14 protein-coding genes are annotated in these 11,659 nt (G+C 59.2%); 8 read left to right on the forward strand and 6 right to left on the reverse strand.

Annotated elements, in window-relative coordinates; genetic code table 11:
* Nucleotides 1-78: 78 nt before the first annotated feature.
* On the reverse strand, nt 79-1,440 hold the full coding sequence (locus tag AAHB08_RS18445; protein WP_182787435.1) for a Do family serine endopeptidase: 1,362 nt from the start codon (nt 1,438-1,440) through the stop codon (nt 79-81).
* 81 nt (nt 1,441-1,521) lie between these two features.
* On the reverse strand, nt 1,522-1,902 hold the full coding sequence (locus AAHB08_RS18450) for a YhcB family protein (RefSeq protein ID WP_139438885.1): 381 nt from the start codon (nt 1,900-1,902) through the stop codon (nt 1,522-1,524).
* A gap of 139 nt (nt 1,903-2,041) precedes the next feature.
* Here AAHB08_RS18450 and zapE point away from each other — a divergent pair, with 139 nt between their 5' ends.
* The 8 genes from zapE to AAHB08_RS18490 all read left to right on the forward strand — a co-directional run bounded on the left by zapE (nt 2,042) and on the right by AAHB08_RS18490 (nt 8,222).
* Nucleotides 2,042-3,136, forward strand: coding sequence for a cell division protein ZapE (gene zapE, locus AAHB08_RS18455; protein ID WP_342059726.1), 1,095 nt, complete (start codon nt 2,042-2,044; stop codon nt 3,134-3,136).
* A gap of 266 nt (nt 3,137-3,402) precedes the next feature.
* Nucleotides 3,403-3,831, forward strand: coding sequence for a 50S ribosomal protein L13 (gene rplM / locus AAHB08_RS18460; RefSeq protein WP_005336289.1), 429 nt, complete (start codon nt 3,403-3,405; stop codon nt 3,829-3,831).
* A gap of 14 nt (nt 3,832-3,845) precedes the next feature.
* Complete coding sequence (gene rpsI, locus AAHB08_RS18465; RefSeq protein WP_005336286.1) at nt 3,846-4,238, forward strand: 30S ribosomal protein S9; 393 nt, start codon at nt 3,846-3,848, stop codon at nt 4,236-4,238.
* 300 nt (nt 4,239-4,538) lie between these two features.
* A complete protein-coding gene (petA, locus tag AAHB08_RS18470) occupies nt 4,539-5,129 on the forward strand; it encodes a ubiquinol-cytochrome c reductase iron-sulfur subunit (RefSeq protein ID WP_025328515.1) in 591 nt (196 codons plus the stop codon).
* Nucleotides 5,130-5,131: 2 nt separating this feature from the next.
* Nucleotides 5,132-6,349: a cytochrome b gene (locus tag AAHB08_RS18475; protein WP_139438882.1), complete on the forward strand. Its 1,218-nt coding sequence runs from the start codon at nt 5,132-5,134 to the stop codon at nt 6,347-6,349.
* A complete protein-coding gene (locus AAHB08_RS18480) occupies nt 6,346-7,080 on the forward strand; it encodes a cytochrome c1 (RefSeq protein WP_265436450.1) in 735 nt (244 codons plus the stop codon). The genes AAHB08_RS18475 and AAHB08_RS18480 overlap by 4 nt, the downstream gene beginning before the upstream one ends.
* An 87-nt stretch (nt 7,081-7,167) precedes the next feature.
* Nucleotides 7,168-7,797, forward strand: coding sequence for a stringent starvation protein SspA (gene sspA, locus AAHB08_RS18485; RefSeq protein WP_025328513.1), 630 nt, complete (start codon nt 7,168-7,170; stop codon nt 7,795-7,797).
* A gap of 17 nt (nt 7,798-7,814) precedes the next feature.
* The gene (locus AAHB08_RS18490; protein WP_446699545.1) at nt 7,815-8,222 is read left to right on the forward strand and encodes a ClpXP protease specificity-enhancing factor; all 408 of its coding nucleotides are present in this window, start codon (nt 7,815-7,817) and stop codon (nt 8,220-8,222) included.
* A gap of 46 nt (nt 8,223-8,268) precedes the next feature.
* Here AAHB08_RS18490 and dolP read toward each other — a convergent pair whose 3' ends face one another.
* Genes dolP through AAHB08_RS18510 form a run of 4 tightly spaced genes read right to left on the reverse strand, consistent with a single transcriptional unit; the run spans nt 8,269 to nt 11,555 of the window.
* Entirely contained in the window at nt 8,269-8,847 is a 579-nt protein-coding gene (gene dolP / locus AAHB08_RS18495; protein ID WP_106885641.1) for a division/outer membrane stress-associated lipid-binding lipoprotein, read from the reverse strand.
* Between the two features lie 4 nt (nt 8,848-8,851).
* Nucleotides 8,852-9,442: a D-sedoheptulose-7-phosphate isomerase gene (locus AAHB08_RS18500; RefSeq protein WP_005331389.1), complete on the reverse strand. Its 591-nt coding sequence runs from the start codon at nt 9,440-9,442 to the stop codon at nt 8,852-8,854.
* A 9-nt stretch (nt 9,443-9,451) separates the two neighbouring features.
* Entirely contained in the window at nt 9,452-9,847 is a 396-nt protein-coding gene (locus AAHB08_RS18505) for a YraN family protein (protein ID WP_247625382.1), read from the reverse strand.
* Complete coding sequence (locus tag AAHB08_RS18510) at nt 9,765-11,555, reverse strand: penicillin-binding protein activator (protein WP_342059728.1); 1,791 nt, start codon at nt 11,553-11,555, stop codon at nt 9,765-9,767. The genes AAHB08_RS18505 and AAHB08_RS18510 overlap by 83 nt, the downstream gene beginning before the upstream one ends.
* Nucleotides 11,556-11,659: the final 104 nt, after the last annotated feature.

Here is an 11,659-nt window from a genome sequence, read left to right on the forward strand (position 1 = left end):
CCGTACATGCTGCGCGCAGAGAATAACATTATCGGTGGATAAAAATCACCCGCGGCGGTTGCCGCGGGTGTGAGGGACTTAACGGATCACCAAATAGAGCGAGGAGTCGCCGCGCTGTATGTTCAGCGCCAGGACTTCCGGCTTGTTCTTCAAGGCCTTGGTCAGCTCATCCATGGAGTTGATGCGCAGACGGTTGACCCCGATGATGATGTCGCCCTTCTGCAGACCGGCGGCGGCGGCAGGGGAGCGCGGATCTATGTCGGCCACAGCCACGCCGGTCACCGGATCCGTGGTGGTGCTGAGCTTGGCCCCTTCCAGTGCCGGGTGCAGGGCGCTGGCGAGGATCTCGCTGTCATCGGCCTTCTTCAGGGTGACCTTGACGGTCTGCTCCTTGCCATCACGGATGAGGCCGAGTGCAACCTGCTTGTCGGCGCCCATGGTGGCGATCTTGGCGCGCAGTTCACCGAACGAGCGGATGGGCTTGCCATCTATGCTGATGATGATGTCACCGGCCTTGATGCCCGCCTTGGCGGCGGCGGAGTCAGGCATGACCTGGTTGACGAAGGCACCATCCTTCTTGTTGTAGCCGAAGGACTTGGCGATATCCGTGGTCAGCTCTGTGCCGGTGATCCCCAACTGGCCACGGCGCACTTCACCGTATTTCACGATCTGCTCGGACAGGTCGCGCACCATGTTGGAGGGAATGGCGAAGCCGATGCCGATGTTGCCGCCGTTCGGGCCCAGGATGGCGGTGTTGATGCCGATCAGCTCCCCACGCAGGTTGAGCAGGGCACCACCCGAGTTGCCCGAGTTGATGGCCGCATCGGTCTGGATGAAGTTCTCCAGGTTCTCGATGTTGAGGCCGCTGCGACCCAGGGCGCTGACGATACCCGAGGTGACGGTCTGACCCAGGCCGAAGGGGTTGCCGATGGCCAGGGCATAGTCACCGACCCGCAGCTCGTCCGAGTCGGCGAACTTGATCTGCACCAGGTCCTCCGCCTTGATTTGCAGCAGGGCGATGTCGGACTGCTTGTCTTCACCTATCTTCTTGGCCGCGTATTCGCGACCGTCTTTCAGGTTGACCTTGATCTCGTCCGCCTCGTGGACCACGTGGGCGTTGGTGATCACGTAGCCCTTCTTGGCATCGATGATGACGCCGGAACCGAGTGCCTGGAAGGGCTGCTCGCTCACCTGCTCATCGGGCATGTTGGGGCCGAAGAAGAAGCGGAATTGTTCCGGCAGGCGCTGGCGGGTGATCTTCTTGCCAGAGACGGAGATATTGACCACGGCAGGGGTCACCTGCTCGAGCACGGGGGCCAGGCTCGGCATCTCCTGGCTGTTGTTGCCCATCAGGGGCAGGGCGGCTTGTGCCGGTGCTGCGGACAGGGCGATACCGACACTGAGGGCTAACACACTGAATACAGAAAGAGATTTACGCATATGAGAAACAGCTCCCAGAAAAAGTTGCAGTGCAATCGTCAAGGTCTGACCACGATAAGGCGTAATTAGTTCCACCAGAGGCTAACCGGGCTGCTTGAGCAGGCCGGACGCACCGGCGTAGTCACGGGGCGGCTGACCCGGCTCCTCGTTGGCGGAGTCAGCGTTTGCTTCTTCCACCTGAGGTTCGCGGAACAAGGGCTCCTGCGCCTTGGCGAGGAACTTGCTCTGCTCGGCCATGTGGCGATAGAGGGTCTGGTATTGATCGGCCAACTGCTCCATCAGGGCGGCGCTGTCGGCGAAGTGGGTGGTGATCTGGCCCTGGTAGCTTTCCAGCTCCTTGTGAGCCTTTTTCAGCTCCTGTTCCAGGCGCCCGGCATCCCGGCTGCGGACAGTGAAACGGCCGATCAACACGCCGATGATCAGGGCGGCTACCGCCAGCAGGATCCCGTTTAACAGAGTCATAGAAGCTCCTTGTTACAGCTAAATCGATGAGTTTGAGGCGGCCGGATTGACCGCGATGCCTCGTTGGCACTATACCGTGCACCCCGAGAGCGTGATACCATTTTGTCCCTCATTCAGGGACTTGGAGGCGGTTTACAGGATGACCCCGCAGCAAAAATACCAGCAGGATTTGCAGCGTCCCGGCTTTTTGGCCGACCCGGCCCAGGCGATGGCCGTGACCCGCCTGGAGCGACTCTATCAGGATTTGTGCGCCAGCCCGACTCCGACCAGATCCCGTGGCCTGCTGGGCTGGCTGCAAAAGCCGAAAACCCGCGAGCCCATCCTGGGTCTCTATATGTGGGGCGGAGTGGGCAGAGGCAAGACCTGGCTGATGGATACTTTTTTCGACAGCCTGCCGGGGGAGCGCAAACTGCGCGTCCACTTCCACCGCTTCATGCATCGGGTGCACGATGAACTCAAGGGGCTGACCGGTCAGGCCGATCCGCTCAAGCTGATCGCCAGCAAGCTCGCCAGCGAGACAGACATCATCTGCTTTGACGAGTTTTTCGTCTCCGACATCACGGATGCCATGCTGCTGGGTACATTGTTCCAGGAGCTGTTCGGTCATGGGGTGGTGCTGGTGGCCACTTCCAACATCCCACCCAGGGATCTCTATCGCAATGGGCTGCAGCGAGCCCGCTTCCTGCCGGCCATCGAATTGATCGAGCGCCACTGCGAGGTGCTCAATGTGGATGGTGGCGTCGATTACCGGCTGCGTACCCTGGAGCAGGCGGAAATCTATCACTTCCCGCTGGATCAGCAGGCAAAATCCAACCTGGACCGCTATTTCGGGCAACTGACCGGGCTGGAGCAGATCACGGCCACGACCCTGGAGATCAACCATCGCCAGCTGAGCGCGCTGGGCGTGGGGGAAGGGGTACTTTATATGGAGTTCGAGCAGCTCTGCTGCACCCCGCGATCCCAGGGGGACTACATAGAGCTGGCCCGGGAGTTTCACACAGTGCTGCTGGCCAATGTGCAGCCCATGGGCACAGGCACGGACGATGCGGCCCGCCGTTTCATCGCCATGGTGGACGAGTTCTATGAGCGGCACGTCAAACTCATTCTGTCGGCGGCGGTGCCCATGACCGCGCTCTACGGCGATGGTCTGCTGAATTTCGAATTCAAGCGCTGTCTTTCACGGCTCCAGGAAATGCAATCGCACGAATACCTTGCCAGAGTGCACCTTCCTTAGTCACAATACCGCGCCTGCCAGTCGGATGGGCATCTGCGGCAGGTAGGGCCGGGCGACATTTGCTAGCTTCATGGCAGTGAAATTAGCAGGTGATATTTAAGGCAACTTCACTTATAATCGCCCGGCCCACGTTACAGCTGTCGATAAGACAGCAACACTTTAAGCTTTACTTGTATTCGAAGGGGTACAGGTAGGCCATCGTTTGTTGTTTGTGGGAGAGCCCCCATAAGCAATTGGGTCTGTAACAGGTAATTGGGTTTAACTTAATGAAAACTTTCGTTGCCAAGCCAGAAACCGTAAAACGTGACTGGTACATTGTGGACGCAGAAGGTAAAACTCTGGGTCGTATCGCAACCGAGATCGCTGCTCGTCTGCGTGGTAAGCACAAAGCTGAATACACTCCGCACGTTGACACCGGTGATTACATCATCGTTGTAAACGCTGAGAAGGTACACGTAACCGGTAAGAAATTTACCGACAAAATGTACCACGCTCACTCCGGTTTCCCGGGTGGTATCAAGTCCATCAGCTTTGACAAGCTGATTCAGCGCAAGCCGGAAATGGTAATCGAAGCTGCCGTCAAGGGCATGCTGCCGAAGGGTCCGCTGGGCCGTGCCATGTTCCGTAAGCTGAAAGTTTACGCAGGCGCAGAGCACGCTCATGCTGCTCAGCAACCTCAAGTACTGGATATCTAACGGGAACTGGCAACATGGCAGAAAATCAATACTACGGTACCGGCCGTCGCAAAAGCTCCACTGCTCGCGTCTTTATCAAAGCGGGTAGCGGTAAAATCGTAATCAACCAGCGCTCCCTGGAGCAATACTTCGGCCGTCCGACTGCCCGCATGGTAGTTCGTCAGCCGCTGGAACTGGTTGAGATGACCGAGAAACTGGATCTGTACATCACCGTTAACGGTGGTGGCATCTCCGGTCAAGCTGGTGCGATCCGCCACGGTATCACTCGTGCTCTGATGCAGTACGACGAGACCCTGCGTTCCGAACTGCGTAAAGCAGGCTTTGTTACTCGCGATGCCCGTAAGGTTGAGCGTAAGAAAGTCGGTCTGCACAAAGCGCGTAAGCGTCCGCAGTACTCCAAGCGTTAATTCGCTTTTGGTACGCACTCTCACGAGTGTCAAAAAAGCCTGGCCATGTGCCAGGCTTTTTTTATTGGTAATATTACCTGCGCCAATGCTAACCATACGTCACAAAAGACAAAAATTTGTGTATTTATTGTTTTTGCCCATCGCTTCTCTTTCTTGTCAAATTGTTATCTTTTCTTTAAAATTTCCATGGTCTTTCTGTGTCAATTGCCACTCCGCTTCCGCCGCAGTTGTCAGAGGGAGAGGAGATAGGAAACGGGGACACTATAAGAATGAGCGGAGTCCACATGGGAGAGTTTTTGGATGAGCAATGCGCCAGTTGATACCGGTCGCCGCAGATTTCTTACCTGGTCAACGGTTGCCGTTGGCGGAGTAGGAGCTGCTTTTACCGCAGTGCCGTTTATAAAGTCATGGAATCCGAGTGCCAAAGCCAAAGCGGCCGGGGCACCGGTAGAGGTGGATATCAGCAAGTTGGAGCCGGGTCAGCTGATCCGCGTCGAGTGGCGCGGCAAGCCGGTCTGGGTGGTGAAGCGCACCAAGCAGACCCTGGATGCCCTGGCCACGCACGATGACAAACTGCGCGATCCCGCCTCCGATGAGCCACAGCAGCCGGACTATGCCCACAACGGCTACAGATCCATCAAGCCGGAGATCTTCGTGGCGGTCGGTATCTGTACCCATCTGGGTTGCTCCCCCTCCTACCTGCCGGACAGCTTCGGCGAGCAGGTGCAAGGGGTGACCTCCGGCTTCTTCTGCCCATGCCATGGTTCCAAGTTCGACATGGCCGGTCGAGTGTTCCAGGGCGTGCCCGCACCGCTGAACCTGGTCATTCCGCCATACCAATTTCTTAGCGACACCACCATTCTGGTCGGTGCCGATGGCAAGGAGGCCTGACCATGTTTGCCAAACTCATGGGCTGGATTGACGATCGTTTCCCGCTCACGGCCATGTACAACGACCACATGGCCAAGTATCCGGCTCCCAAGAACCTGAACTTCTGGTACTTCTTCGGTTCCCTTGCCATGTTGGTGCTGGTCAACCAGATCATCACCGGCATCTGGCTCACCATGAACTACAACCCCTCGGCGGAGGGAGCTTTTGCCTCCGTGGAATACATAATGCGGGACGTGGACTACGGCTGGCTGTTGCGCTACATGCACTCCACCGGCGCCTCCGCCTTCTTCGTTGTGGTCTATCTGCACATGTTTCGCGGCATGATCTACGGCTCCTATCAGAAGCCGCGCGAGCTGCTGTGGATCTTCGGCATGCTGATCTTCCTGGTGTTGATGGCCGAAGCCTTCATGGGTTACCTGCTACCCTGGGGACAGATGTCGTTCTGGGGGGCCCAGGTCATCATCTCGCTGTTTGGCGCCATTCCGGTCATAGGCGACGATCTGACCCTGTGGATCCGGGGTGACTATGTCATCTCTGGGGCTACCCTGAACCGCTTCTTCGCGCTGCACGTCATCGCGCTGCCGCTGGTGCTGGTGATGCTGGTGGCCATGCACATCCTGGCGCTGCACGAAGTCGGCTCCAACAACCCGGATGGGATCGACATCAAGAAGCACAAGGATGAGAAAGGCTGGCCGCTGGATGCGGTGGCGTTCCACCCTTACTTCACTGTCAAGGACATGATAGGTGTGGCGGGCTTCCTGTTCCTGTTCTGCGCCATCATCTTCTTCAAGCCGGATATGTGGGGCTACTTCCTCGAGAAGCCGAACTTCGAGGTGGCGAACGGTCTGAAGACCCCGGAGCACATAGCCCCGGTCTGGTACTTCACTCCCTTCTACGCCATCTTGCGCGCTGTGCCGGACAAGCTGCTGGGGGTCATCATGATGGGGCTCTCCATAGTCGTGCTCTTCCTGCTGCCCTGGCTGGATCGTTGCAAGGTGCGTTCGGTGCGCTACCGCAGCACCCTGCACAAGCTGAATATCGCCCAGTTTGTGGTCTGCTTCGTCATCCTGGGTGTGCTGGGCGTACTGCCATCGACGCCGACGCTGACCCTGCTCGCACAGATCTGTTCACTGGGGTATTTCGGGTTCTTCGTCCTGTTGTTCTTCTACAGCAAGAATGAGAGCACCAAGCCGCTGCCGGAGAGGGTGACATTCAAATGAAAAGAATAATTTTTGCAGTGCTGACCCTGCTGCCCAGCCTTGTACTGGCGGCTGGCAGTGGTTTCCCCCTCGACAAGGCAGAGTACGACCTGAGTGACAAGGCATCCCTGCAACGGGGGGCTGCGACCTTCATGAACTACTGTGCCGGCTGTCACTCCACCCAATACCAGCGTTATAACCGGGTGGCCGCCGACATCGGCATTCCGGAAGAGCTGATGAGGGAGAACCTGGTCTTCACCGGTGCCAAGATTGGCGATCTGATGAAGAGCGCCATGTCCGAGAAGGATGCGGCGCGCTGGTTCGGGGCACCGCCACCGGACCTGACCCTGGTGGCCAGGGTGCGGGGCGCCGACTGGATTTACACCTATCTGCGTGCCTTCTATGTGGACGAAACCCGTCCGTTCGGGGTGAACAATGCGGTCTTCCCGTCCGTGGGCATGCCCCATGTGCTGGAACCGCTGCAGGGGACACCCCGTGCCGAATTCGGAACTCACGAGGTCGATGGACAGCCGGTGCAGCAAGTCGTCAGCATCAAATCCGACGGCAATGGTGAAATGAACAACGAAGAATATGATCAGACGGTACTGGATCTGGTAAACTTCTTGGTCTACTCGGCTGAGCCGGTGCAGCAGGAGCGCGAACGCATGGGCTTCTGGGTGCTCGGTTTCATCGCAATCTTCTTCATCTTCACTGTGCTGTTGAAGAAGGAATTCTGGCGCGACGTTCACTAAGCGACCAGATCGGAGTAACATGACGCACGGCAATGAAGATCAAGATGCTTCATTGCCGTTTCTGCTTTTTAATGACGGGAGGGTTCAATGGCTGTAGCTGCCAATAAGCGTTCGGTAATGACGCTGTTTTCCGGTGCCAACGATATGTTCAGCCATCAGGTGCGCATTGTCCTGGCGGAGAAGGGTGTTAGCGTGGATATCTGCCAGGTTGACCCGAGCAACCTGCCGGACGAGCTGGCCGAGCTGAACCCGTACAACACTGTGCCGACTCTGGTGGATCGCGAGCTGGCATTGTACACCTCGCGCATCATCATGGAGTATCTGGACGAGCGCTTCCCGCACCCGCCCCTGATGCCTGTCTATCCGGTGGCTCGCGGCAACAGCCGTCTGATGATGCATCGCATCGAGCTGGACTGGTACTCCCTGGCCGACAAGATCATGGCGGGCACCGATACCGAAGCCGCCCGTGCCGAGCTGCGTGACAACCTGCTGGCCATCGCCCCTATCTTTGGCGAGATGCCTTACTTCATGAGCGAAGAGTTCGGTCTGGTTGACTGCTACATGGCTCCGCTGCTGTGGCGTCTGCCGAGCCTGGGCATCGACTTCACCGGTCGTGGTGCCAAAGAGCTGAAGGCTTACATGGTCCGCCTGTTCGAACGTGAATCCTTCCAGGCCTCCCTGACCGAGGCTGAACGCGAGATCCGTGCCAGCGTATGAGTAGTATGGAACCGACCATGACACCCAGTCGCCCCTATCTGTTGCGGGCGTTTTTTGACTGGTTGCTGGATAACGACTTGACCCCGCATCTGGTGGTCAATGCCAATATCCCCCATGTGATGGTGCCGATGCAGTTTGTGCAGGATGGGCAGATTGTCCTGAACATAGCGCCTCGGGCCGTGGGCCAGTTCCACATGGATAATGATGCCGTCAGCTTCAGCGCCCGCTTCGGCGGCGTGTCACAGCAGGTCTATATTCCCATGGCGGCCATATTGGCCATTCATGCCAGGGAAAACGGTGTGGGAACCCTGTTCCCGCCTGAGCCGGGCTACGATCTCTGGCTGGAGCAGACCGAGGCGCCGGTAGAACCCGAGCCGGAGCCACCGCGCCCGACGGGTCGTCCGACCCTGAAAGTCATCAAATAAAAAACGCAGCCGACTGGCTGCGTTTTTTTATCTCATTATCACCCGCTTAGTTCTGGGCAAATTCAAAGGCCTTGATCACCTGCTTGACCCCGCTGACGTGGCGGGCGATCTCCACTGCCTGATCCCCTTCCTGACGGGTCACCAGGCCGATGAGAAACACCTCGCTGTTCTCGGTGACCACCTTGACCTTGGTGCTGTCGAAGTTTTTGGTGCCCAGCATGTCGGCCCGTACCTTGGAGGTGATCCAGGTATCGTTGCTGCGTACCCCAATGCTCACCGGCTTGCCGAGACGCAGCTCATTGTAGACATGACGAACCCCTTCGATCCGGCCCACAATCTTGCCCGCTTCCTGCTTGTAGGCGTCAGACGGTGTCTGACCGACCAGCAAGACGCGGCCGTTGTTGCTGTAGACGCTGATCTTGCTGGAAGCGCTCAGCGACTTGTTGTCGGCCAGCAGATTGGCCGCTTTCAGCTCTATGGTCTGATCGTCCCACTGGGCGCCCAGGGTGCGACGATCCCCGGTCGCCTTGGCGGTACCGGCTGCGCCACCGACAACCACGGCGGCACAGCCCTGCAGCAGCAGGGCGCCGGTCAGCAGGGCGAGTGCGAGAATAGGCTTCTTCATGGTTTCAATCTTCCTGTTGCGGGAAAAGTGTCTGGTCGATGAGATCACAGAGGCAGTGCAGGGTCAACAGATTCACTTCCAGAATGCGAGGACGGCGGGCGGATGGCACGCGGATCTCCACATCGTTGGGCCCGAGCAGGCCGGCTATCTCGCCACCGTCGCCCCCCCCGAGCACTATGATGGTCATGTCGCGGGAGAGCGCCGCCTCGGCAGCCTTGATCAGGCTGCGGCTGTTGCCCGTGGTGGTGAGCACCACCAGGATGTCGCCGGGCTGGCCCAGAGCCCTGATCTGCTTGGCATAGACCTCTTCGAAGCCGTGATCGGTGGCGATGGCGCTGATGGTGGCCATGTCGGGTGTCAGAGCCAGGCCGGGCAGGGAGGGGCGTGGCGTCTCGTAGCAGTTGACCAGTTCGGAGATGAACAGCTGTGCCAGGGCCGAGGAGGGGCCATTGCCGCATGCCATGACCTTGTGGCCATTGAGCAGGCAGATGGTCAGCATCTGGGCCGCGGTGTGGATGGCGTCCGGCAGCGCCTCGGCGGCGGCTATCTTGGTCTGGATGCTTTCGGTGTAATTCTCTTTGATGGGATCAGTCATGGGGTCCTCTTAAAATGCGTTCTGGATCCAGTCTGGCTGGTCGCCCTCGAACGCGATCACATCGAATCGGCAGGCCTGGCTGGCCTCGTTGATGGCATGTTGCTTGAAATAGTGGCGCGCGGCCAGCACGATCTTGTGCTGCTTGCGCCGGGTGACCGAGCTGGCGGCTCCGCCATGGCTGGCCCGAGCGCGATATCTGACCTCGACAAACACCAGGGTATCCCCCTGGCGCATGATCAGATCTATTTCACCACCACGGCAGCGGTAGTTGCGGGTCACGGGTTGCAGGCCGCGGGCCTGCAACCAGCGTTCCGCTACTTGCTCAAAGTGCTGTCCCTTGCTCGTCGCTGCCGACGGCAACAGGTTCAACCACTGCTGGTGCAGTTGTGCCAGTAGCCTCTTCATGGGTGGTCTCCTCCAGCTGGGGCACGGCGCTGTCGCTGACCAGCTTGCCATTCTGGTAGGTGGCCCAGTCCAGCATGCGCACTATGTTGCCCTGGGGATCCACGCTCAGTTGGCCGCTCATGCCCGGTTGCTGCATGGCATTGAGCTTGCGCATCTGCGGCAGGTTGCCGGCTAGACTGACCGCATCGTAGCCGAGGGCAAACAGGCGCAGCAGGTCACCCTGGGTCTGTGGCCAGAGCAGGGCTATCTGCTCCCGTTGTTGCTCATAGCCTCCGAGCAGCAGCGGCATGTCGGAGATGTGCATGCCGTTGAGTTCGGAAGCCACCTCGGTCGCCCCGCTGTCATAGCCTCGCGAGCTGCTGTAGATGGGCAAGCTGCCCATGGGATTGACCGAGATGTCCACATAGGGCTTGATCATCCGGGTCTCCAGGCTGTTGGCCACCACATAGACGGCATCTATGCTGCGCGGCGCCGCATCAGAGAGCTGCACTATCTCCCCGGCCCGGGCGGTGGAACGACCGCTCAAGGCATTCTTGACCATGCCCTGCACCTCGTTGCGCGCCCCGAAGGTGGCGACCACGGGCTTCTCCTGGCTGACGCCGGCCCAGGCCTGCTCGAACGCCTTGATGCTGCTGTAGCCAATCCGGCCTTGCGCCGCGATCAGCAGCGGCTTGCGGTAACCCTGACCATAGAGGTACTGGGCGGCCTGGCTCGCATCGGCGGCGGCGGAGAGAGAAAAGTAGAAGGTGTTGTCGTTGATGATCGGCTTGTCCAGCTCGTTGAGCGCCAGCACCGGCACTGTCGGGCTGGCCTTGAGCAGCTCCTCGACCTGGTCTTTGAGCAGCGGGCCTATGATCATGTTGGCCCCCTCCTGGATCGCCTGCTTGTAGAGATCCCCCATCGCCTTGCCCTGAGTGTCATAGAAGTTCAGGGTGAATTGCCCCTGATTCTCCTTGTAGGACATCAGCATGCCGTTGCGGATGGCGGCGCCTTGCGCCTCCAGGTTGCCGGAGAGGGGCAGGAAGACGGCGACCTGCTGCAGTGCACCTGTGTCCGTGATGGCGAGATCCCCGAGACCAGCCGGCATGTCAGTCTGGGCCGGATGGTTCGGGAAGCTCTGCTTCCAGCCAGCCAGCTGGCGGGCGAGTTGACTCGGCTGGGCGCCGAACTCGTTCACCAGTGCCGCCAGTCGCAGCCAGCCGGTGGTCACGTCGGGGGCCGGTGCCTCTTCCAGCGCCTGCAGGGTGGAGGGGGTCATGCTTTTGAGCAGGGACCAGATCTGCTGGTGGTTGGTGGCCAGCTCATTCTTGGCCAGGTAAGGCTCCAGCAGGATCAGCGACTTGGCCGCACCAAACTTGTTGTTGATGTCCAGTTGCAGCACCACCCGCTGGCGGTACCAATCCTTCTGGGTATCGGCATCGAGGGCCACTTCCGGCTTGCCTTCCAGCAGGATCAGGGCCTGATTGGCATTGCCCTGGGCCAGCAGGAGGTGCGCCTGCAGCAGTTGCAGTTGTGCCTGCTGCACCGGGTTGCCGGCCTGCTTCTGCAACTGTTGATACAGGGCGGCGGCCGGTTTGGCCTGGCCGAGCGCCAGATAGCTGCGCGCCGCCATCACCTGCCAGGTGAAGGCTTCAGCCGGTTTGGCGGGATCCACCTGCTCCAGATACCACTGGGCATTCTTGGTCAGATCCGAGAACGCCGACGGCATGCCGGGCTCCGCGGAAGATGGGTTGGGCTCCGACGCACAGGCGGCGAGCAGTACTGCCGCGAGTATGATGCCGAAGAGTCGTGATACACTTAGCTGCTTTGTAA

Source organism: Aeromonas sp. OTU364 (genome assembly GCF_038440395.1).
In the GTDB taxonomy this organism is placed as follows: Bacteria; Pseudomonadota; Gammaproteobacteria; order Enterobacterales; family Aeromonadaceae; genus Aeromonas.

Coding starts and splice junctions, on each gene's coding strand:
- AAHB08_RS18445 (WP_182787435.1), bottom strand. CDS start 1,440: ATGCGTAAATCTCTTTCTGTATTCAGTGTGTTAGCCCTCAGTGTCGGT.
- AAHB08_RS18505 (WP_247625382.1), bottom strand. CDS start 9,847: ATGAAGAGGCTACTGGCACAACTGCACCAGCAGTGGTTGAACCTGTTG.
- sspA (WP_025328513.1), top strand. CDS start 7,168: ATGGCTGTAGCTGCCAATAAGCGTTCGGTAATGACGCTGTTTTCCGGT.
- petA (WP_025328515.1), top strand. CDS start 4,539: ATGAGCAATGCGCCAGTTGATACCGGTCGCCGCAGATTTCTTACCTGG.
- dolP (WP_106885641.1), bottom strand. CDS start 8,847: ATGAAGAAGCCTATTCTCGCACTCGCCCTGCTGACCGGCGCCCTGCTG.
- rpsI (WP_005336286.1), top strand. CDS start 3,846: ATGGCAGAAAATCAATACTACGGTACCGGCCGTCGCAAAAGCTCCACT.
- rplM (WP_005336289.1), top strand. CDS start 3,403: ATGAAAACTTTCGTTGCCAAGCCAGAAACCGTAAAACGTGACTGGTAC.
- AAHB08_RS18510 (WP_342059728.1), bottom strand. CDS start 11,555: ATGCCGTCGGCGTTCTCGGATCTGACCAAGAATGCCCAGTGGTATCTG.
- AAHB08_RS18475 (WP_139438882.1), top strand. CDS start 5,132: ATGTTTGCCAAACTCATGGGCTGGATTGACGATCGTTTCCCGCTCACG.
- AAHB08_RS18490 (WP_446699545.1), top strand. CDS start 7,815: ATGACACCCAGTCGCCCCTATCTGTTGCGGGCGTTTTTTGACTGGTTG.
- zapE (WP_342059726.1), top strand. CDS start 2,042: ATGACCCCGCAGCAAAAATACCAGCAGGATTTGCAGCGTCCCGGCTTT.
- AAHB08_RS18450 (WP_139438885.1), bottom strand. CDS start 1,902: ATGACTCTGTTAAACGGGATCCTGCTGGCGGTAGCCGCCCTGATCATC.
- AAHB08_RS18480 (WP_265436450.1), top strand. CDS start 6,346: ATGAAAAGAATAATTTTTGCAGTGCTGACCCTGCTGCCCAGCCTTGTA.
- AAHB08_RS18500 (WP_005331389.1), bottom strand. CDS start 9,442: ATGACTGATCCCATCAAAGAGAATTACACCGAAAGCATCCAGACCAAG.